21 protein-coding genes are annotated in these 20,530 nt (G+C 39.3%); 7 read left to right on the forward strand and 14 right to left on the reverse strand.

The window, feature by feature from the left end; genetic code table 11:
- Positions 1-86 precede the first annotated feature (86 nt).
- From nadA to secA, 4 genes are all read right to left on the reverse strand, one after another.
- Positions 87-1,154: a quinolinate synthase NadA gene (gene nadA / locus AC4CUY_RS17275; RefSeq protein WP_336954393.1), complete on the reverse strand. Its 1,068-nt coding sequence runs from the start codon at positions 1,152-1,154 to the stop codon at positions 87-89.
- Positions 1,155-1,303: 149 nt separating this feature from the next.
- Positions 1,304-2,524, reverse strand: coding sequence for a bifunctional glutamate N-acetyltransferase/amino-acid acetyltransferase ArgJ (gene argJ / locus AC4CUY_RS17280; RefSeq protein ID WP_419328406.1), 1,221 nt, complete (start codon positions 2,522-2,524; stop codon positions 1,304-1,306).
- Positions 2,525-2,689: 165 nt separating this feature from the next.
- Positions 2,690-3,052, reverse strand: a complete 363-nt coding sequence (locus AC4CUY_RS17285; RefSeq protein WP_336954391.1) for a hypothetical protein — start codon at positions 3,050-3,052, stop codon at positions 2,690-2,692.
- 148 nt (positions 3,053-3,200) lie between these two features.
- Entirely contained in the window at positions 3,201-5,918 is a 2,718-nt protein-coding gene (secA, locus tag AC4CUY_RS17290) for a preprotein translocase subunit SecA (protein ID WP_490774499.1), read from the reverse strand.
- A 336-nt stretch (positions 5,919-6,254) separates the two neighbouring features.
- Between secA and AC4CUY_RS17295 the strand changes: the two genes are divergently transcribed.
- Entirely contained in the window at positions 6,255-6,893 is a 639-nt protein-coding gene (locus AC4CUY_RS17295; RefSeq protein ID WP_336954388.1) for a peroxiredoxin, read from the forward strand.
- Positions 6,894-7,095: 202 nt separating this feature from the next.
- Here AC4CUY_RS17295 and lysM read toward each other — a convergent pair whose 3' ends face one another.
- The 6 genes from lysM to AC4CUY_RS17325 form a co-directional block, all read right to left on the reverse strand.
- Positions 7,096-7,569, reverse strand: a complete 474-nt coding sequence (lysM, locus tag AC4CUY_RS17300) for a peptidoglycan-binding protein LysM (RefSeq protein ID WP_336954387.1) — start codon at positions 7,567-7,569, stop codon at positions 7,096-7,098.
- A gap of 299 nt (positions 7,570-7,868) precedes the next feature.
- A complete protein-coding gene (acpP, locus tag AC4CUY_RS17305; protein WP_004723957.1) occupies positions 7,869-8,105 on the reverse strand; it encodes an acyl carrier protein in 237 nt (78 codons plus the stop codon).
- A gap of 86 nt (positions 8,106-8,191) precedes the next feature.
- On the reverse strand, positions 8,192-8,926 hold the full coding sequence (gene fabG / locus AC4CUY_RS17310; RefSeq protein ID WP_336954385.1) for a 3-oxoacyl-ACP reductase FabG: 735 nt from the start codon (positions 8,924-8,926) through the stop codon (positions 8,192-8,194).
- Positions 8,923-9,909 carry an ACP S-malonyltransferase gene (gene fabD, locus AC4CUY_RS17315; protein ID WP_490774500.1) on the reverse strand — a complete coding sequence of 329 codons (987 nt, stop codon included), beginning with the start codon at positions 9,907-9,909 and terminating at the stop codon, positions 8,923-8,925. Before fabD ends, fabG begins: the two co-directional genes overlap by 4 nt.
- Before the next feature lie 164 nt (positions 9,910-10,073).
- Positions 10,074-10,259 (reverse strand): 50S ribosomal protein L32, encoded by a 186-nt coding sequence (rpmF, locus tag AC4CUY_RS17320; protein ID WP_004723964.1) that lies wholly within the window; start codon positions 10,257-10,259, stop codon positions 10,074-10,076.
- A gap of 74 nt (positions 10,260-10,333) precedes the next feature.
- Positions 10,334-10,897 carry a YceD family protein gene (locus tag AC4CUY_RS17325; protein ID WP_336954381.1) on the reverse strand — a complete coding sequence of 188 codons (564 nt, stop codon included), beginning with the start codon at positions 10,895-10,897 and terminating at the stop codon, positions 10,334-10,336.
- A gap of 97 nt (positions 10,898-10,994) precedes the next feature.
- On the opposite strand from AC4CUY_RS17325, the gene AC4CUY_RS17330 reads away from it, so the two are divergent.
- The 5 genes from AC4CUY_RS17330 to AC4CUY_RS17350 all read left to right on the forward strand — a co-directional run bounded on the left by AC4CUY_RS17330 (position 10,995) and on the right by AC4CUY_RS17350 (position 14,694).
- Positions 10,995-11,657, forward strand: a complete 663-nt coding sequence (locus tag AC4CUY_RS17330) for an elongation factor P hydroxylase (protein ID WP_336954380.1) — start codon at positions 10,995-10,997, stop codon at positions 11,655-11,657.
- An 84-nt stretch (positions 11,658-11,741) separates the two neighbouring features.
- The gene (locus tag AC4CUY_RS17335; protein WP_490774501.1) at positions 11,742-12,359 is read left to right on the forward strand and encodes an L-threonylcarbamoyladenylate synthase; all 618 of its coding nucleotides are present in this window, start codon (positions 11,742-11,744) and stop codon (positions 12,357-12,359) included.
- A gap of 357 nt (positions 12,360-12,716) precedes the next feature.
- Positions 12,717-13,172, forward strand: coding sequence for a hypothetical protein (locus tag AC4CUY_RS17340; protein ID WP_490774502.1), 456 nt, complete (start codon positions 12,717-12,719; stop codon positions 13,170-13,172).
- Positions 13,173-13,277: 105 nt separating this feature from the next.
- On the forward strand, positions 13,278-14,096 hold the full coding sequence (locus AC4CUY_RS17345) for an MBL fold metallo-hydrolase (RefSeq protein ID WP_336954376.1): 819 nt from the start codon (positions 13,278-13,280) through the stop codon (positions 14,094-14,096).
- Entirely contained in the window at positions 14,089-14,694 is a 606-nt protein-coding gene (locus tag AC4CUY_RS17350) for a dual specificity protein phosphatase family protein (RefSeq protein WP_336954375.1), read from the forward strand. Before AC4CUY_RS17345 ends, AC4CUY_RS17350 begins: the two co-directional genes overlap by 8 nt.
- Positions 14,695-14,704: 10 nt before the next feature.
- Here the strand turns inward: AC4CUY_RS17350 and AC4CUY_RS17355 are convergent, their stop codons facing one another.
- From AC4CUY_RS17355 to trpA, 4 genes are read right to left on the reverse strand one after another with little or no spacing between them, the layout of a single operon-like run.
- Positions 14,705-15,715 carry an SPOR domain-containing protein gene (locus AC4CUY_RS17355; RefSeq protein ID WP_336954374.1) on the reverse strand — a complete coding sequence of 337 codons (1,011 nt, stop codon included), beginning with the start codon at positions 15,713-15,715 and terminating at the stop codon, positions 14,705-14,707.
- Positions 15,706-16,995, reverse strand: coding sequence for a bifunctional tetrahydrofolate synthase/dihydrofolate synthase (gene folC, locus AC4CUY_RS17360; protein ID WP_490774503.1), 1,290 nt, complete (start codon positions 16,993-16,995; stop codon positions 15,706-15,708). Before folC ends, AC4CUY_RS17355 begins: the two co-directional genes overlap by 10 nt.
- Positions 16,992-17,888, reverse strand: coding sequence for an acetyl-CoA carboxylase, carboxyltransferase subunit beta (accD, locus tag AC4CUY_RS17365; protein ID WP_336954371.1), 897 nt, complete (start codon positions 17,886-17,888; stop codon positions 16,992-16,994). Before accD ends, folC begins: the two co-directional genes overlap by 4 nt.
- Positions 17,885-18,688: a tryptophan synthase subunit alpha gene (gene trpA, locus AC4CUY_RS17370; RefSeq protein ID WP_004723986.1), complete on the reverse strand. Its 804-nt coding sequence runs from the start codon at positions 18,686-18,688 to the stop codon at positions 17,885-17,887. Before trpA ends, accD begins: the two co-directional genes overlap by 4 nt.
- 421 nt (positions 18,689-19,109) lie before the next feature.
- Here trpA and AC4CUY_RS17375 point away from each other — a divergent pair, with 421 nt between their 5' ends.
- Positions 19,110-20,441 (forward strand): Na+/H+ antiporter NhaC family protein, encoded by a 1,332-nt coding sequence (locus tag AC4CUY_RS17375; RefSeq protein ID WP_483770649.1) that lies wholly within the window; start codon positions 19,110-19,112, stop codon positions 20,439-20,441.
- The last annotated feature ends 89 nt before the right edge of the window (positions 20,442-20,530 follow it).

Genomic DNA, 20,530 nt, shown 5'->3' on the forward strand with positions numbered 1-20,530 from the left:
GACGTCAACACCTATCTTGAAAAAAAGTTAAAAAAACACGTCAAATGTATATTAATCAAACATTTCAGATGTTTTTTATACAATTTCTATCGTTTTAATTGAGCACTAAAGTTCAACATACGATCTAAAGGTAATTTAGCACGTTCAGCCAAAGCTGCATCTACGAATATTTCTTGATCAGCCTTTTGCAAAACTGACAAAATGCCATCTAATTCATTCATTGCCATCCACGGGCAATGTGCGCAAGAACGACAAGTTGCACCCTCACCTGCTGTAGGTGCTTCAATCAAGGTCTTATGCGGTACAGCTTGTTGCATTTTATAGAAAATGCCACGGTCTGTAGCCACAATCAAAGTGTCTTGTGGCAATGTTTGAGCTGCTTTGATTAGTTGTGAAGTACTTCCCACCGCATCCGCAATATCAATCACTGATTCTGGTGACTCAGGATGTACCAATACAGCTGCGTTCGGATACAGTGCTTTCATCTTTTCAATACCACGGGCACGAAACTCCTCATGCACGATACAGGCACCATCCCAAAGCAACATATCAGCACCAGTTTTCTTTTGAATATAACGGCCTAAATGTTGGTCTGGTGCCCAAATAATTTTCTCGCCCAAACTGTCTAAGTGTTCAATGATCTCTACAGCACAACTTGAAGTCACCACCCAATCAGCACGTGCTTTAACTGCTGCTGAGGTATTGGCATAGACCACAACAGTATGTTCAGGATGCGCATCACAAAATGCAGTAAATTCATCTACAGGACAACCTAGATCAAGCGAACAGGTTGCTTCCAAAGTTGGCATAAGTACTGTTTTTTCAGGAGAAAGAATTTTTGAGGTTTCTCCCATAAATTTAACCCCAGCGACAACCAGAGTAGTTGCCTCATGATCACGTCCAAAACGTGCCATTTCCAAAGAATCAGAAACACAACCACCCGTCGCTTCCGCAAGTTCTTGTACATCTGGATCACAATAATAATGTGCCACCAAAACAGCATTGTTTTTTTGCAACTCAGCTTTAATTTGCGCAAACTTCTGCTGTTTTACCACTGGACTCAGACTATTGTCCTTAGGTTCACCTAAACGATCTAAATGCGCTTGCACAACCGATTTTGCTTCGTTGGCAATTAAATTATTCGCATCATTCATAAGAGGTCTTCTCTTTCCTTGTCGCTGGCATCATGCTAGCGTTTATACACTTGTGAATTGATTGTACGGTTTAGCGCACATAAATTCACCACGAAAAATGTTTTGTTATAAAAAAGCCTCACGAATGAGGCTCCTTAAAAAATCAGTAGTTAAGAACGATAGTCCGCATTAATTTTCACATAATCATATGATAGGTCACAGGTATATACCGTATCTTTGGCCTGCCCTCGACCAAGGTTTACATGAATGGTCATTTCTGTCTGTGACATTACACGCGCACCAGCTTCTTCGGTATAGTCTTCAGCAGCACCACCATCTTTACAAATTTGCACGTCGTCTAACCAGACTTGAATTTTTTCAACATCCAAATCTTTCACGCCAGCATAACCAATCGCAGCAAGAATACGCCCCCAGTTTGGATCAGACGCAAAAATTGCCGTTTTAACCAATGGTGAATGGGCAATGCTATAAGCAATATCACAGCATTCTTGTGTGTCATTTCCACCATCAACCGTGATAGTAATGAATTTGGTCGCCCCTTCCCCATCACGAATAATCAGTTGCGCCAAACGCTTCATCACACGCGATAAAACATCCAAGATCACAGTATAACGAGCATCATCTTCACTGCTAATTTCTATACCACCAGCCATTCCGGTTGCAGCAAAGATGCATGAATCATTGGTAGAAGTATCACCATCCACAGTAATCCGATTAAATGATTGGTCTGCACTAATTTTTAACATTTTTTGCACAAGATTTCGTGCAATTGGCGCATCGGTTGCAACAAAACTCAACATGGTCGCCATATTGGGGCGAATCATGCCTGCACCTTTAGAAATCCCAGTCATTGTATAGGTTATACCATCAAGCTCGAACTGTTCTGAGGTGCCTTTTGGTGTAGTATCCGTGGTCATGATCCCAGTCGCAGCGTCTGTCCAAGTGGAGTCATTCAAACTATTTAGTGCAGGCTGTAAACCTTGCGTTAAACGCTCAATGGGCAGTTGTTCACCAATAACCCCTGTAGAGAATGGCAATACCTCAAATTCTTCTACCTGCGCTAACTCAGCAAGCTTTAAACAGGTCAATTGTGCATTTTGCATGCCCAATTTGCCTGTACCCGCATTAGCATTCCCAGTATTGATGACCAAATAGCGCGGATTAGCTTGTGCTAAATGCGCTTTCGACACATGAACTGGTGCTGCGCAAAATGCATTTTGGGTAAATACACCCGCAACATTGGTACCTTGTGCAAATTCAAAAATAACTAAATCTCGTCGATTTGGATAACGGACATACGCCTCAGCAGAGCCAATTTTTACACCTTGTACCACATGCATATGCGGCATAGACACGTCACCAACAGCCATTTTCAAATGTCCACATGAATTAAAATGAAAATACAGCTTATTAGAATTCTCCATAAAAATCGAGCTTATTAAAATGCTTATTTATTTTTACTATAAGAAAAGCTTATTCATTTGAATATAAAATAAAAAAGCCAGTAAATATACTGGCTTTACATCAGCAACGTATCACTGTTGAATAGCAGTTGTTGTATCTGCAGCCAACAATGCTTGCTTTACTTTTTCTTGACTAGATACTGACAAGGCTGGATTCGAAGCAACAACACGATTAATCGTGGCCGGTGTTACCGCAGCAATTGCCGCAGTTTTTAAAATAATTGGGCGTCCGCCTGTATTACCTAAAGTATAACGAATACCAGTACGTGGACTGATTACAGTCGTGGTTTCATTTTTTACTTCTGCTTGGGCTGTCACTGCGCCTGTAGCAGCTTGTACTTTTTCCACTGTCGTCGTTTGTGGTGCTGTATCTGCAAATGCCAATGCTGGAACTGCTAAAGTTGCAACAAATAAAGGTTTTAATAATTTTTTCATTATCTTCCCAAAGATCTTTTCCAATTGAGCAACTTAATACCACTTAATCACATTTCCTGCAATAAAAATTAACGCATGGTAATAACTTGTAAAAAAAGCAGAACAATTGTTCTGCTTTTTCGTAACACTTTCAGGGTCTATTCACTAATTAGATTTTGCCGTGACATTGTTTGTATTTCAAACCTGAGCCACAAGGACAAGGTGCATTTCGGCTTTCTGGTGCAACAACCTTATCACTATCAGTGAATTGTGCATCAACAATTTCATTACTGACCGTACCGCTTAAACCATCCACTTCATCATGTGCAAAGTTAAGACGCATAGATTCAGCTTGAGCCTGTTGTTGAGCTTCCATTTCAGCAAGCTCTTCAGGTGTTGGGATATGCACACGAGAAATATCAGTAACCACGTCTGACTTAATCACACCCAACATATTGACGAATAAATTGAAGGCTTCCTTCTTATATTCTTGTTCAGGGTTCTTTTGTGCATAACCACGTAAGTGAATCCCTTGACGCAAATAGTCCATCGCAGCCAAATGGTCTTTCCAATGACGGTCTAATGAACCCAACATGAAGTGACGTTCAAGTGTCGCAGCAGTATCATCCCCCATCTGTTCACGACGATTACGGTAACGTGTAACGATCTCATCAGAAATACGCTCAACCAAGGCTTCTTCATCTAGACGACGATCTTCTTCCAACCATTGACTTACAGGAAGATTAATCCCCAAATCTTCATTCAATGCATTTTCAAGCCCTTGAATATCCCATTGATCATGGATAGATTCAGGTGGAATATAGGTTTCGATTAAACCTTTCACGACTTCACGGTGCATTTCTTCAATATAATCTTGAAGTGAACTTTCCTCTAAGATTTCATCACGCTGCGAATAAATAATTTTACGTTGTTCATTATTTACATCATCGTATTTCAATAAGTTTTTACGAATATCAAAGTTACGTGCTTCAACTTTGCGCTGTGCATTTTCAATAGAGCGTGACACCATTTTATGTTCAATGGCTTCATTCTCTTGTAATCCCATCGCACGCATCATTGCCACAACACGATCACCTGCGAAAATACGCATCAAATCATCTTCTAATGACAAGAAGAAACGTGAAACACCGGGGTCACCTTGACGACCAGAACGCCCACGCAACTGATTATCGATCCGACGCGATTCATGGCGCTCAGAACCAATGATGTGTAAACCACCTGAACTCAACACCATTTCGTTGTTTTGTTCCCATTCCGCTTTAAGACGAGCTTCGTCTTCAGCAGTATAGTTTTCAATTTTGGCAAGTTTTGCTTTCCAGTTACCACCAAGCAAAATATCTGTACCACGACCAGCCATATTCGTTGCAATGGTTACTGCACGTGGTGAACCTGCTTGAGCAATAATATCTGCTTCACGCTCATGTTGTTTAGCGTTCAAGACTTCATGGGTAATACCTGCATCTCGCAACTTATCAGATAAAATTTCTGATGCTTCAATGGTTGCAGTACCAATCAAGATAGGTGCAACACCTGCTTCATGAATTTTCTGAATTTCTTCAATAATTGCATTGTATTTACCATTACGGTTTAAATAAATTAAATCGTTTTGGTCATTACGAATCATCGGACGATGGGTTGGAATAAGCACCACATCCAAACCATAGATTTCTTTCATTTCCGCAGCTTCAGTATCAGCAGTACCTGTCATACCTGAAAGTTTTTTGTATAAACGGAAATAGTTTTGGAATGTCGTAGTTGCCAAAGTTTGGTTTTCAGGTTGAACTTCTAAGCCCTCTTTGGCTTCAACGGCTTGGTGTAAACCTTCAGACCAACGACGACCTGGCATGGTACGACCAGTATTCTCATCAACAATAATTACTTCACCATCATGTACGATGTAATGAACATTACGTTGATAAAGGAAATGTGCACGAATTGCAGCAGACACATGATGAACGAGATTTAGATTTGATGGTGAATATAAGCTTTCGCCTTCAGCCAACAAGCCCATTTTAATCAATTCATCTTCAACAGTTTCATAACCGACTTCAGTCATTTCAACTTGGCGTTGCTTTTCATCAATCCAGAAATGACCGCCATCTGCGACTTTTTCTTCTTTTTGAGCATGCAACTTCGGTGGAATACTATTGATTGCAACATAAAGCTGTGATGAGTCATCACTTTGACCCGAAATAATCAACGGTGTACGTGCTTCATCGATCAAGATCGAATCGACCTCATCGATAATCGCATAAATCAAACCACGTTGCTTTTTCTCAGCCATAGAGAAAACCATGTTATCGCGCAGATAATCGAAACCAAATTCATTATTGGTACCGTAAGTAATATCTGAACGATATGCTTCAGCTTTCTCTATCGGTGATTGCATCGAATAGATTACACCAACGCTTAAACCCAAGAACTCATAAAGCGGACGGTTTAATTCAGCATCACGTTGTGCCAAGTAATCGTTGACCGTGATGACATGAACACCTTGCTCACTAATTGCATTTAAATATACAGCCAAAGTACCCATCAGGGTTTTACCTTCACCTGTACGCATTTCTGCAATTTTTCCTTCATGCAAAGTAATACCACCAATGAGCTGCACATCATAATGACGCATACCCATGACACGTTTTGCTGCTTCACGACACACCGCAAACGCTTCTGGCATTAATTTATCTAGGCTTTCACCTTTCTTATATCTTTGTTTGAATTCTTCAGTTTTTGCAGATAAGTCTGCATCACTGAGTGCAGATGTCGTCGGCTCGAGCGCATTAATCTTATCGACAATTTTACGCATACGTTTTAGTTCGCGCTCGTTTTTAGTACCGAAGATTCCTCCGATCAGACTTGCCAACATATAAACTCTCTAAATCTTTGTGAAATAAATTTTTCTCAGACGATATTATGGTGGTAGAAATTTGAAGTACAAGGGTTTTGCACAAATCCAATCAAAAAAATCTGACGATTAGTTCTAGCACGTATCAGCTAAGGCGCATTAATGTAGCAAATTTAACCGATATTTGCAGTGAGGTAGAGATCAATTATATGTTTTTTTTCATATGCTTCTTTTATTAATATCCATTTTCTTCATAAAGAAATACAAAAACACTATTTTTAATTATAAAAAAACTGGGTAATAGTAGTTTGGACGAGCCAAATAACAAACAACATTTTTAGATATTGAGGTTTCAAAATGACTTTACGATTAGGTGACATTGCACCAGATTTCACTCAGGAATCTAGTGAAGGTCCAATTAAGTTTTATGATTACTTGGGCGACAGTTGGGGGGTTTTATTCTCACACCCTGCCGATTATACGCCAGTATGTACCACTGAGTTGGGTTATACCGCAAAACTAAAAGATGAGTTTGAACAACGTGGGGTAAAAGCCATTGCCCTTTCAGTGGATGATGTGGAATCGCATAAAGGTTGGATCAACGACATCAATGAAACGCAAAATACCACTGTAAACTTTCCAATCATTGCAGACAAAGATCGGAAGGTGTCGACGCTGTATGATTTCATTCATCCAAATGCCAGTGAAACTCTCACCGTGCGGTCTTTAGTTATTATTGATCCCAATAAGAAAGTTCGCTTAATCATTACCTACCCTGCATCAACTGGACGTAATTTTAAAGAAATTCTACGTGTAATTGATTCATTACAACTGACTGACAATTATAAAGTTGCCACACCTGCAAATTGGCAAGATGGTGAAGATGTGGTCATTATCCCGTCGATCAAAGATGAAGCGGAGCTGAAGCAACGCTTCCCAAAAGGTTATACGGCGGTTAAGCCCTATCTTCGTCTTACTCCACAACCCAATAAATAATATACAATATTGAATTTTTTAGAATAAAGCGATTAACTTCAAAAGATCACATAGCAATTTTATGTGATCTTTTTTTACATCCTTTTGTTATAAAAAAATATTTTCAATACACTTTAAAAAACACTTCAAACAACAATAAAATCATTAAAAAATATAAAAGACACCGAAGTGCCTTTTATGATCAAAGATCAGCGAACAAATATTATGCAGGAATACGTAAAACTTGTCCTGGGAAAATATCATCCGCATTTTTTAATAAAGGGCGGTTCGCTTCAAAAATTTTATTATATTGGTTGGCATCACCATAAAATTCTTTTGAAATTTTAGACAAATTATCACCTGATTTAACCGTATAAAACTTACTTTCAGGTTCAGGTGTTGCAACTGTCATTTGGTCATCAACTTGCGCAACATGATCAATGTTTCCCACAGCAAGAATGATTTTCTCTTTATCTGCCTGAGTTTGTACTTGACCATGAATTGTCGCCAAATCAGAAGCACCGTTATAACTTACGGAAAGTCCTGTTACTGGTAAACCTAACGCTTTAATGTGTCCCAATAACTTATTGGCTATTTCTTGTGCAGATGGTTCTGATGGCGTTGCTGGTGCTGCTTGTGGCTCAGCTGGTGCTGTATTTTTCTTACCAATTCCTTTAATAAAATCAAAAAGACCCATATTTAGTACTCCATATCATTATTGAAAATTGTTTTACTGAGAATGTATTACTGTGAACTGTTATACAAATTTACGAACTCTATTTTTATAGCTAAAAAGCATCAGGATGTGCGTTGTCATTGGTGATAAAAAGGTAACGATATGTAACCAATGTTTTGATTTTAAACTTATTTAGTTGTTATTAATGGTTGAGTCATCGCCAATCAAAGATTCGCTCGAAACCCTAACTTCAGGCGTAAAAAAACCACCCAAAGGTGGTCTTTTTACGTATAACAACACCGTGTTATACAATCAACACATTAACCAAGTTTTTTAGTTACATAGTCGATAGCTGATTGAACAGTTGTGATTTCGTTAGAATCTTCATCTGGAATAGTGATGTCGAAGTCATTTTCGAAAGACATAACAAGTTCTACTAGGTCTAGAGAATCAGCACCCAAATCATCCATGAAAGATGCTTCGTTTTTGATTTCTTCAGCTTTGATACCTAATTGTTCTGCAACAGCTTGTTTAATGCGTTGTTCGATATCGCTCACAGGAATTCTCCTCATTGCTTGTGGCGGCTTTTAATTGCCTGATAGTTTAATTGAATATTTACTTTTTTCAAAGTTTATACATCGCATTACGCCATGTATAAACCACCATTTACGTGTAATACTGTGCCTGTAATGTAACTGGCTTTGTCAGAAGCCAAAAAACTTACTGCATTTGCAATATCTTCTGGTTGACCAAATCGATTTAACGCAACTTGATCACTCATTTTTTTGCGAATATCTTCACTCAACTGCTCAGTCATTTCTGTTGCAATAAAACCTGGTGCAATACAGTTGACTGTAATCTGACGGCTTCCCATTTCTTTTGCGAGACTGCGACTGAAAGCTTCAATCCCTGCTTTTGCAGCAGAATAGTTGGCTTGCCCTGGATTAGCAAAATGTGCAACAACAGAACTAATATTGATAATGCGTCCAAAGCGAGCTTTGGTCATACCTTTCAATACACGTTTAGATAAGCGGAATACAGCTTTTAGATGGATATTGAGAATATCGTCCCAATCCTCTTCAGACATACGCAACAATAAATTGTCTTTGGTAATTCCAGCATTATTCACCAGTATCATCACTGAACCATATTTTTGTTCAATGTCTGATACCAATGCATCAATTGCTGCACCATCACGTACATCTAGTAATGCACCAGCACCATTTTCAGCAAAAACTGTTGAAAGTTTTTCTGCACCCGCTGCCGATGTTGCTGTACCTACAACAAAATAACCATCTTGAATTAATTGCTGAGCGATGGCAGCACCAATCCCTCGGCTCGCGCCTGTCACTAATGCGACTTTGCGTTCTTGTGTCATGCAATTTTCCCTTCAGCCACTAAGATAGCATTCAGTGCATCTTCCATACGACTTTGTGTATCGAGTGGAAATGCTTTTTCGATATTTGGTAAACGTTTTGCTAAATTCGCCAATACATTCCCTGGACCACATTCAGCAACATACTGAATGCCTTGGTCTTGAATGAATTGCATGGTTTTAGTCCACTGTACTGACTGATACAACTGTGCTGTTAACGCTAAGCGCAATTGGCTTGTATCTGTCGCGATTCCAGCATTGACATTTTGTATTACAGGAATGCTTGGTAGCTCAATGGCAGTTTGTTCCAAAGCTTCTGCAAACTGTACAGCAGCAGGTTTCATTAGAGAACAATGTGATGGTACAGATACAGGTAATGCAATTGCTTTACCGCCGTTTTCTTTCGCAATGATCATGACAGCTTCGACTAGAGTTTTGTCACCTGCGATAACAACTTGACCTTGCGCATTATAGTTTGCAGCTTCAACAGAACCACGACCTTGCACATTGGCTTGCTCGCACAATTCAAGTACTTTCGCATCATCTAGACCGAGAATGGCGGCCATTGCGCCTTGCCCCTGAGGCACAGCGCTTTGCATCAATTTACCGCGTAAATTTACCAACTTGACTGCATCTGCCAAAGTCATCGACTCTGCAGCAACTAAAGCACTGTATTCGCCTAATGAATGACCTGCGAGGTATTTTGGTACAACACCACCAAGATCTAACCATACACGCCATAAAGCAATACTTGCTGTCAATAAAACAGGTTGGGTATTTTCAGTTTGATCTAAACCTTCACCGCTTTGTGCAATGTGCCATAAATCAAAACCGATGGCATCTGATGCTTCAGTAAAGGTTTCTTGTACACCACTAAACTGTTCTGCAAGTTCAGCAAGCATACCCACTTTTTGTGAACCTTGACCTGGAAACAAAAATGCAGTTTTTGTTGCTTGAGCTGCTTGTTCGAATCGTTTGGCAGACATATAAAAAGTCCCTTATTTAATCTTGATCGTTTCCGATGGCGCAATTTTACATTAAAAAAAAATTAATTTAATTGCGAAATACAACAAAAAAACCAGTCATTCAAAACAAAAAAAGGGAGCTTTCGCTCCCATTTTTTACTAAGCTTGCGCTTAATACTTACCAATTATTCAGCATCAGCTGCTTTAGCGAATAATTGACGACCACGGTAGAAACCATCTTTAGTCACATGGTGACGACGGTGAGTTTCACCAGTAGTTTGGTCTACAGTTAGTGCATTCTCGGTTAAAGCGTCATGTGAACGGCGCATGTCACGGCGAGAGCGACTTTTACGGTTTTGCTGAACGGCCATGATGGCTCCTTACAAATCGAAAAAATGGATCAGAACAAATTCGGTTGTCTTAACTTAACAGTATAACACAAAATTTAGTTAAGTTTACCCTTCAAACCTGCCAAAACTTCAAACGGATTATCCCGTTTTTCTTCAACAGTGTCCTGAACGGCTGGTTGGTGCTTATGTTCACAAGCATCATGCTTAGGAGACAGAGGCATCAACAATAACAATTCATCTTCTAAAAGTGCAAGTAAATCAACAGTTGCAGGAGTATTGGTTAAATAATCCCCTTTAATTGTTGCTTCACTTTCACCTAGTACGATGAAATCAGCATCCTCATCCAAGCGCTCTATCAGTGACTCATCATCTATTAAAGCTAAATGGAAATCAGAAACTAGTGTAATTTCAACAGAATCCAGACAACGCTGACATTCCATTGGAACTTTAGTATCTACATGACCATCTAGCCAAACAATACGATGATACGCATCCATTGATAGCTTACAGTCTATATTGATCAATTGATCATCAATTGATCCAACAGCTTCACGGGAAATACGAACAAAGCGAGACAATGGCAGGGTACCTGACCATGTAAAGCCTTGTTCAGCCCATTTAAACGGCTCTATCTGTGCCGGAAAGGTATTTGCTGACATAATTAAGGCGGCAATTCTACAAATTCATAGGTACTCTGTCAAAGATTAAGATACAATTTTGTACTTATTTAGACAGATCTCTTGAGTAATACAAGCCATGCATCAGTTGCAGCCGCAACCTGAAGTCACTACTTCATTACAATTCAATACGCATTCAACTTCTGAAAACACATTGCAAGCCGCCGATGTGCAACGCTTATCATGGGCTAACTTACAAACAGAAGTACAACACGTTGATTGGCTTATCTTACACTTTAATCACTGGTTTTCCCACCTAAATGTGACGCTTGTTCGTGGTGATTTTGAACCAGAGTATTTCCCTGCTAGCGAACACAGCCCTGCCCGTATTCAGTTTGCACATGGTTTTTTCAACAGTGCTCTGCATGAAATCAGTCATTGGAGCATTGCCGGAGAACAACGCCGTTTATTGCCTGATCTCGGTTACTGGTATGCACCCGATGGTCGTACAGCTGAACAACAAGCCTTATTTGAGCAAGTTGAAATCAAGCCTCAAGCCATTGAATGGTTATTTTCCAAAGCATTTGGACGAAAATTTCGAGTTTCGCTGGATAATCTGACTGGTGAAGGTGGTGACGGCTCGACATTTAAAGACAATGTCTATGTACAAGTTCAGGAATTTTTTTCGGGTAAAGCCAAACTTCCACGCGATGCAAAACATTTAATTCAGTGTATTTGTCTATGTACTCGAGGTGGCAAAACATTACAAAGCACTGAATTTAATCGTAACGATCTTGATTAAACCCGTAATTTTTTTAAAACATTGATTGCAACGATTTACTTTCCCAAGTAATAATTGAATTAACAATAAATCAGGAGAATAAATATGCTGCATTTAAGAGTACATCCTGACAATCCTCAACCACGTTTAATCAGCCAAGCAGTCGAAAGAATTCGATCAGGTGATGTTGTGGTTTACCCAACTGATGCCGCTTATGCAATCGGCTGTCAAATTGGAAATAAAAGTGCAATGGAGCGTATTGCTCAGATCCGCGGTCTAGGGGCAAAGCATCAGTACGCGATTATCTGTGCAGATTTATCTGATATTGCAACCTATGCCAAAGTAGACAATGCAATGTATCGTCTACTTAAAGCCAATACCCCAGCCGTAACCACATATATTTTACCCGCAACCAGTGAAGTTCCACGACGCTTGATGCATCCCAAGAAAAAAACTATCGGCTTACGTGTTCCAAGTAATCCCGTCTGTCAGATACTATTAAAAGAGTTGGGAGAACCCTTACTGACCAGTACTTTGATTTTACCTGGTCAAGATGCACCAATGGATGATCCCTACGATATTGAACAATTACTGGAAAAACGTATTGATGTGTTTATTGACAGTGGTTTAGGTACCTTAACCACCACTAGTATCGTTGATTTATCAGGAGCGAACCCTGAAATTATTCGTCGTGGTGTAGGCGATGTAAGCGCTTTTGAGTAAGCTCCAAACTGCATTTAATCGCTGATACGTGATTAAAGAATCAAGGCTTGATAGAAGTAAGATGCGATGGATTTATTCACCACGTTATTAAATATTAATAACGTACAAAATGATCAAATTTTCTTTGTTGAAAAGCCTTGGACACCTGAATCACAAGTTACTGTGTTACATGTCTCTTTCGCTAAAAAATCCCTTAGCAAAAAAATTTCAGTTCTATCTAGTAGTCAAAGAACTAAAACACTTAGTCTTGCAGTTTGAAACTCGAAATGTTTGTTTAATAGAGCTGTGCTATTTAATTATCGAACATGTCCTTGAAAAAAATAAAATTATTCAACATCTTTAAAACTTAGATTAAATATGAAAAAAATTCTTTATGTCTTGGTCATTATTCTTGAATTACTTATCAGTTATCCCTTTATTAAATCACCTAATGTTCGTATTTATCATGAAGAGCATGAAATCATTTTAGAAAACATTTTCTTAGGTGAGTATTATTTAGATTTCAATAAACTAAAAATTCAATCTATACAAAATCATACCCTTATTTGTGAAATTGAACACCCTCACATTCTTTACCCTGCAGATCGGCAAAAGATTAATACTCATCAAGTAAGCATTCATCAAGCAAATAATAAGCAACAGATCAGACTCAAAAAAGGGATCAATGATGAACTGAGTATTTGGGGAAGCGCATTTCAACACCCCACAGTAAAACCGTGCCTATTAAAAAATGAAACTTATATTGTTTCAATCTGGGGAAACAACGGCTCTGGTTTTTCAACACGTAAACGCTTAAAAATCTTCATTCCATGAGCTGTGATTTGAGCTCTATTAAACACAACAATTGTATTTTTAGATTGGTATTTTTCTCAATTCAGTTTATAAACAAAGCACAATCCTAAAAACAAATGCTTAATTATGATTTATAAGGTACATCATTTACATTGTGGAACCATGTGTCCGATGTGTGCACCACTATACGGACAAAAAGGTTTGTATGGAAAAATGGTGTGTCATTGCCTATTGATTGAAACAGACAAGGGGCTTGTTTTGGTCGATACCGGTTTTGGGATGCAAGACTACCTTCACCCACAAACACGTTTAGGTAAAGCTTTTACTAAAATAAGTGGCATACAAGCTGATTTCAATCTCACAGCCATTTCTCAAATTCAACAATTGGGTTTTAAACCATCCGATGTTCAACATATTTTGGTCAGCCATTTAGACTTAGATCATGCAGGTGGTATTTCAGACTTTCCCAATGCCACGGTTCACATCTTATCCAGTGAGTTTAATGCTGCACAAAAACTTTCAGTCATGAATAAATTGCGCTATCGACCACAACAATTTAAAAATCATCGCTACTGGAATTTTCTTGAACCTATAAATGGCGAAGCATGGTTTAACTTCCAAAAAGTTCAAGGTTTTAATATTTTCAATGATGAAATTTTATTAATTCCTTTAGTCGGTCATACTGTAGGACATTGCGGTATAGCGATCAAACAACAAGAGAGATGGTTATTGTTCTGTGGCGATGCTTATTTTAATCATCTAGAACTCAACCCTAAGAATAAATTACGCGCGCTCGACAAAATTGAATATCTCCTAGCAGAAGATAATACATTGCGCTTAAAAACATTATCACAACTGCAACAGCTTGCACAGAATAAAGCAAAAATTGAAATTATCTGTGCCCACGATCCTGTTGAACTAGACCGATATTTAAAACATGCTTAAATCTCAATTATTACGTTATACCACTATCTTCGCACTCAGCGTACAGCTTTCAGCATGTATGACAACAGCTGCACTTCCAGATCATGAGCGCCCAAAACAATGGGGAACTATTGTTGCTCCACAGTATAATTTTTATCGAATCAGTGACACCGTTTTTCGTAGTGAACAACCCAGTGCTGAACTTATTCCTGAGTTAAAAACCAATCATATTGATGTCGTTATTAATTTAAGAAGTCGCAATAAAGATAAAACCGTCTTTTCAAAACAAAACTTTCAATTGGTTCATATCCCGATCAATACTTGGGCAATTGATCGTCATGATCTACTCAATGTCATGAAAACAATTCAAATCGCAAAAGCCCAAAACCAGAAGGTTTTAATCCATTGCTATCATGGTTCTGATCGTACTGGGGCAAGTGTTGCAATGTACCGAATTATTTTTGAGAACTGGTCTGTGAAGGATGCTTTAAATGAAATGAAGCATGGCGGTTATGGCTTCCATCCAATCTGGGGCAATATTGAAAAACTTTTTACCCCTGAAAATATAAAATGGATCCGTGAGCAACTCGCGAATCCATCTTTAACCACAAAGACCTAATTCATAGCGTTTAACGTCGGTCTAGAGGTACCCACTCGATTACCCAAGCCGACTTCATGCCTAGACTCGCATCAGAATTGATCTTCTTACGTGCTGAATCAGCAGTCTCTCGATCTTTCGATGGTCCAACCATAATACGAATACCTTTTGAGGTTGGACTCTTAGTCACTTTGTAGCCCTTGGCACGTAGTTTAGCAGCGACAGCATCTGCATTGGCTTCATTGGCGGCAAGCGCAACTTGTACCATCCATTGCTTATCACCATTTTCAAGCAAATCACGTGCTTTTTCAGCTTCCGCTTTTTTCTTTGCTTCTTCTTGTGCTCTATGTTTTTTATCCGCTTCTACTTTCTTGTCTTCCGCTTGCTTTTTCTCAGCAGCAGCTTTCTTTTCAGCATCTAGCTTACGTTTTTCATCTGCTTTTTGTTGTTCTTCTAATTTACGTTTCTTGTCTTCAGCGGCTTTTTTATCTGCTTCTGCGGTAGCTTGACGCTTCTGCTCAGCTAACTTTTTTTCAGCATCGGCTTTTTGCTTTAATTGAGCATTTTGCTGTTCAAGTTTTTTCTGCTCTGCTGCTTTCTGTTGCGCTTTGGCTTTTTCATCCTGTACCAGCTCAGGAGGAATATCAGCCCCTTCCTGTGCTGCCGCAGCAGCTGCACCACGTCTTGCATTTGCAGCGGCATACTCTTCAGCTGCTTTACGTGCAGCATCTGCTTCTGCCTGTTGTTGCGTACGTAAAAAATCAGCTGCTTTTGCTTCTTGTTCAGCAACCGCTTTTTCACGGGCACGCTTCTGCTCTTCTAACAGACGTTTTTCAGTCGCAACGTCGACAGTCAACGGCTGCAATTGTACAGGCTCACCTGCAGGTGTCGCTTTATTTTGCTGAGCTTGGCTTGTCGGCTGTGTCTCCACTTGGCTTTGGTGGATTTCTTCTTTACCTTTTAGAAGCAATGCCGCCAATAGAACACCACCACTTAATAAAACAACACCACCCATCCAGCGTTGTTTGTTATTCATTGACATTCGTCTAAATACTCCCAGACCGCTTCTAAGGTATGGAATGAACCACACACCAAAATCAGCTGATTATTATTGGTTTCTGCAAGCGCTGATTGAAATGCTGCTTGTACACAATCAAACTGTTCAACTGTCTCATACTGTAAAGCAGTTTGTAATTGTTCCAATGATGCCGCACGAGGCACAGTTAATGGTGCAATTTTCCACTTTAATACAGTATTTTTCAACAACTTGACCACAGAATCTACATCTTTGTCGGACAACATTGAAAAAACAGAGACAACTTCTGTGTACTGTTTATTGTATTCTAGGAATTTTCGCAATTGCTTTAACAAAAATTCTACACCATGCGGATTGTGTCCCGCATCAAAAATTACTGTTTTATCGTGTATTTTTCTAATCTCAAAGCGCCCTGACAATTGTGCGTTCAGGATACCTTGCGAAATCGCCTGTTGTGAAACTGTTAAACCACTCACCAAAATTGCAGCGACAGCCGCAGAAATATTTTCCAGTGCCAAGTGTCCCAAAGGAAGTTTTAAAGTCGTTCCTGAGCTTGCAAAATTCCAAGATTGGCCATCTTCTGAGTTATCATAAAAATAATCGTGGTTTAACGCATATAGCGTAGCATTGGTTTCTTGTACTTTATGTTGTATAGCTTGTGGTATGTCTTGTGCACCCGCAAAAATAACGGGGATATTTGCCCGAATAATGCCCGCTTTTTCAAAAGCAATTTTTTCAATCGTATCGCCAAGCCAATCGGTATGGTCTAAGCCAATATTGGTAATCACAGCCACATCTGGATTAACCACATTGACCACATCCAGACGACCACCAAGACCAACTTCAAGTACCCAAACATCACATTGTTTTTGTTTAAAAATAACAAATGCAGCCAAAGTTGTGGCTTCAAAAAAAGATAAAGATAAATCACAAATACGGCGGGCTTGATCAACCGCAACAAAAGCATCAATCAAAGTTTGATCATCAACTTCTTGTCCAGCCAGTTTAACCCGCTCATTAAAACGATAAATATGTGGAGACTGGTATAAACCAACATTCAATCCTTGGGCATTGAGAATCGCAGCGAGTGTAGTTGTGGTTGAACCTTTGCCATTTGTTCCCGCAACAGTAATCACTTTGGCTTTGGGGTTAATCACTCCAAGTTGTTCTGCCACAGGAATCACGCGCTCTAAGCCTAAATCAATCCCTGTAACGTGAACATGGCTCCAATAATTGAGCCATGTTTTTAAATCATCAGTATTTAAAGGTGCTGTTTGGTTGTTCAAGGCAAATTCATCAGTTTCGCTACAATACGATATACAGTATCACGTAATGCGTGACGATGAACAATTTGATCGATTACACCATGATCAAGCAAAAATTCCGCACGTTGGAATGGTTCTTCCAGCTTCTCACGTACAGTTTGTTCAATCACACGTTTACCTGCAAAGCCAATCATCGCTTTAGGTTCAGCAATATGTACATCACCTAACATTGCCAATGATGCTGTTACACCACCATACACAGGATGGGTTAATACCACGATATAAGGAAGATGCGCATCTTTCATTTTTTGAATCGCCGCAGAGGTACGCGCCATTTGCATCAAAGACAACATGCCTTCCTGCATACGAGCACCACCTGAAGCAGCAAAACAAATCAGTGGTTGCTTGTCTTTAATCGCTTTTTCAGCAGCTTGTACAAAACGGTCACCGACCACAGTACCCATTGATCCAGCCATAAAGTCGAATTCAAATGCGCATGCAACCATTGCAATATTTTTAACTTGACCTTGCATCACCACAAGGGCTTCAGTTTCACCTGTTTTTTCCTGCGCTTCTTTAATACGCTCTGGATAAGGCTTGCTGTCTACAAAATGCAGAGGATCTTTTGCAGCAAATTCTTGACCAAGTTCAGTGGTCACATTATCAAAAAACCAATTTAAACGATCACGTGCTTTCATTTTCAAATGTTCATCGCATGACGGACAAACATAAGCATTGAAAGACATTGCAGTACGAGTCACGAGTGCATGACATTCAGGGCACTCAATGGTTGGTTCTGTAAACGTCGCTTTGAGTGTTTGTTGTTGGTCAGGCATATGAATGCCTGGAACTGTACGATCTGTCCACGGCGTTGTTGCGCTGAGGATTTTCCCTGATTTCACTTCTTGATTCATACTAACTCATCGAGCGCGGCTCGAAGCTCCTTGACTTTATTCACTGCTGCTTCAACAGCTTGTTCTGGTGCAAGATTTGCAAATGGTTTGACAAAAGCACTTCCGACAATCACTGCATCAGCAACTTGACCTACTGCTTTTGCAGAAGCGGCATCACTAATCCCAAAACCTACCCCAACTGGAATATCGGTAAAGGTTTTGATTTTTTCAATACGTGCTGCAACTTCAGTTGTATCCAATGTTGCTGCACCCGTTACGCCTTTTAAAGACACATAGTAAATAAAGCCACTTGCTTGTTTCACTACATGCTGAATACGTTCATCGGTAGAGGTTGGTGCAAGCAAAAAGATTTGATCCATATTGTACTTTTGCAATACTTCATCTAAATCTTGTGCTTCTTCAGGTGGTAAATCCACAAGAAGTACCCCATCAACACCACAGTCATTCGCATAAGCCACAAACTTTTCATAACCAATCACTTCAACAGGGTTTAAGTACCCCATTAAAACAACCGGCGTTGTCGTGTCTTTTTGGCGAAATTCTTTAACCATATTCAAGGCATCAAAGGTATTGGTACCCGCAGCTAAAGCGCGCTCTGCTGCAAGTGCAATCACTGGACCATCTGCCATAGGATCGGAAAATGGCAATCCAAGTTCAACTACGTCTACGCCTGCTGCAACCATTTGATGTAACAATGGTACGGTTACATGTGGTTGAGGATCACCCGCCATAACATAAGAAACCAAAGCCTTACGCTGTTGAGATTTAAGCTGTGCAAAACGAGTGGCTAAACGTGACATAGGATTGTACATTCCTTGAATTGTTCAAACTTGAGGAGTTTTTAGATCATTAAACGCCAGTAAACAAACTCAAAATAGATTTATTTACGGTTTAATCATCCAAATGTATAAATACAAGACACTGCATTGTAACGCTATTTTTTACTCAAAGGATAGAGTCACATAGTCGCTCTCGCATATCTTGTTTTATATCACAAATAATAAAACAACCCATGGATACATTTAGCGCTATTTTCAAGTTGAGGACAATGATCAAAGCTACCTATTTTTAAGCTTGTGAAAAAATATCAATATAAGTAAAAAATAAAGTTAAATCATAATCCTATAACTAAAAACCTTATCACCCACATTACTTAATTATTTTTCAGAAATTGCAAAAGCTGTTTATACTAGTCAGGATTCTGATTTTTTATCTCCTCTTATGACCACACATTCTCAGGCTAAAGTGCAAGCCAGCGTGCTTGCGCTCTTGCCGCTTATTGTTTTTTTAGCCATTTTTTTAGGCAGTGGTATTTATCACACGATCATTGGTACTGAATTTGCTTTTTATCAAGTGAAAGCCCCTATTGCTGCTCTTCCTGCAATTATTTTAGCCATCCTGCTGTATAGAGGGAAAATCAATGCCGCTATAGAAACATTTTTGCATGGTGCAAGCCATCCCAATTTAATTTTGATGTTTATGGTCTTTATGCTTGCAGGGGCCTTTGCCAGCGTAACCAGTGCAATCGGTAGTGTGGACTCCACTGTTCAATTTGGTTTATCAATTATTCCATCTGAATTTGTCCTTCCGATGCTTTTCATCATTTCAGCATTTATTGCCACAGCAATGGGAACATCGATGGGAACCATTGCAGCATGTGCACCGATTGCTTTTGGTTTTTCTCAAGCAACGGACATTCAACCTATTTATGCAATTGGTGCTGTGGTCAGTGGGGCAATGTTTGGTGATAATTTGTCCATGATTTCAGACACCACCATTGCAGCTACTCGAAGCCTAAATGTAGAACTGCGTGATAAATTTCGGGTAAATATCTGGATTGCACTTCCTGCTGCGATCATCACCATATTAATTTATATTTTGACCAGCCATCATGCACAAACTATTGAATATAAAAGTTATAACCTATGGCTTATTTTGCCTTATGTAATCGTATTCTTTTTAGCATTTACACGTTTGCATGTGCTTGCAGTACTGACCATTGGAATAGTACTTTCTGGTTGTCTTGGCATCATTGAAAATCCTGAATTTACCCTGCTTAAATACAATACCGCTATTTATGATGGTTTTGTTGGTATGTTTGAAGTTGCCTTACTTTCTATGTTCTTAGGTGGTTTATCTGCCATTATGCAAAAAGAAGGGGGGTTAGAATGGTTAATTCAACATATTTATGCCTTAACCCGCCGATTTAAAATCGGTCAGCAACATGCGGGAGAAATTGGAATTAGCTTTCTTGTGGTTTTCTCAAATGTGTTTGTTGCAAATAATACGGTTGCCATCATCTTATCTGGAGACATGGCAAGAGAAGTTGCCAAAGAATATGCTGTTGATCCCAAACGTGCAGCCGCATTTATGGATATTTTCTCTTGTGTGGTTCAGGGTTTGATTCCATACGGCGCTCAACTTTTACTTGCATGCTCAATTGCCAAACTGTCCCCTGTTGAACTAATTGGTTCAATTTATTATTGTTGGGTATTGGCGATATTTGCAGTATTGGCAATCGTATTTAGATTTCCTAAGTTAAAAAGAACTTGAAACCATGTTAAATCAGGGTTTTAAAAACCAATTCAACAATCAGATCAACCAGCGCTTTGTGCATAAATTAAAAAAATACAATCATACTA

It is taken from the genome of Acinetobacter sp. 778_lipA (assembly GCF_058242985.1).

What these genes read in the sequence shown, in the direction of transcription:
- nadA (WP_336954393.1), bottom strand. Translation starts at nt 1,154, where the DNA reads ATGAATGATGCGAATAATTTAATTGCCAACGAAGCAAAATCGGTTGTG.
- argJ (WP_419328406.1), bottom strand. Translation starts at nt 2,524, where the DNA reads ATGGCTGTTGGTGACGTGTCTATGCCGCATATGCATGTGGTACAAGGT.
- AC4CUY_RS17285 (WP_336954391.1), bottom strand. Translation starts at nt 3,052, where the DNA reads ATGAAAAAATTATTAAAACCTTTATTTGTTGCAACTTTAGCAGTTCCA.
- secA (WP_490774499.1), bottom strand. Translation starts at nt 5,918, where the DNA reads ATGTTGGCAAGTCTGATCGGAGGAATCTTCGGTACTAAAAACGAGCGC.
- AC4CUY_RS17295 (WP_336954388.1), top strand. Translation starts at nt 6,255, where the DNA reads ATGACTTTACGATTAGGTGACATTGCACCAGATTTCACTCAGGAATCT.
- lysM (WP_336954387.1), bottom strand. Translation starts at nt 7,569, where the DNA reads ATGGGTCTTTTTGATTTTATTAAAGGAATTGGTAAGAAAAATACAGCA.
- fabG (WP_336954385.1), bottom strand. Translation starts at nt 8,926, where the DNA reads ATGACACAAGAACGCAAAGTCGCATTAGTGACAGGCGCGAGCCGAGGG.
- fabD (WP_490774500.1), bottom strand. Translation starts at nt 9,909, where the DNA reads ATGTCTGCCAAACGATTCGAACAAGCAGCTCAAGCAACAAAAACTGCA.
- rpmF (WP_004723964.1), bottom strand. Translation starts at nt 10,259, where the DNA reads ATGGCCGTTCAGCAAAACCGTAAAAGTCGCTCTCGCCGTGACATGCGC.
- AC4CUY_RS17325 (WP_336954381.1), bottom strand. Translation starts at nt 10,897, where the DNA reads ATGTCAGCAAATACCTTTCCGGCACAGATAGAGCCGTTTAAATGGGCT.
- AC4CUY_RS17330 (WP_336954380.1), top strand. Translation starts at nt 10,995, where the DNA reads ATGCATCAGTTGCAGCCGCAACCTGAAGTCACTACTTCATTACAATTC.
- AC4CUY_RS17335 (WP_490774501.1), top strand. Translation starts at nt 11,742, where the DNA reads ATGCTGCATTTAAGAGTACATCCTGACAATCCTCAACCACGTTTAATC.
- AC4CUY_RS17340 (WP_490774502.1), top strand. Translation starts at nt 12,717, where the DNA reads ATGAAAAAAATTCTTTATGTCTTGGTCATTATTCTTGAATTACTTATC.
- AC4CUY_RS17345 (WP_336954376.1), top strand. Translation starts at nt 13,278, where the DNA reads ATGATTTATAAGGTACATCATTTACATTGTGGAACCATGTGTCCGATG.
- AC4CUY_RS17350 (WP_336954375.1), top strand. Translation starts at nt 14,089, where the DNA reads ATGCTTAAATCTCAATTATTACGTTATACCACTATCTTCGCACTCAGC.
- AC4CUY_RS17355 (WP_336954374.1), bottom strand. Translation starts at nt 15,715, where the DNA reads ATGTCAATGAATAACAAACAACGCTGGATGGGTGGTGTTGTTTTATTA.
- accD (WP_336954371.1), bottom strand. Translation starts at nt 17,888, where the DNA reads ATGAATCAAGAAGTGAAATCAGGGAAAATCCTCAGCGCAACAACGCCG.
- trpA (WP_004723986.1), bottom strand. Translation starts at nt 18,688, where the DNA reads ATGTCACGTTTAGCCACTCGTTTTGCACAGCTTAAATCTCAACAGCGT.
- AC4CUY_RS17375 (WP_483770649.1), top strand. Translation starts at nt 19,110, where the DNA reads ATGACCACACATTCTCAGGCTAAAGTGCAAGCCAGCGTGCTTGCGCTC.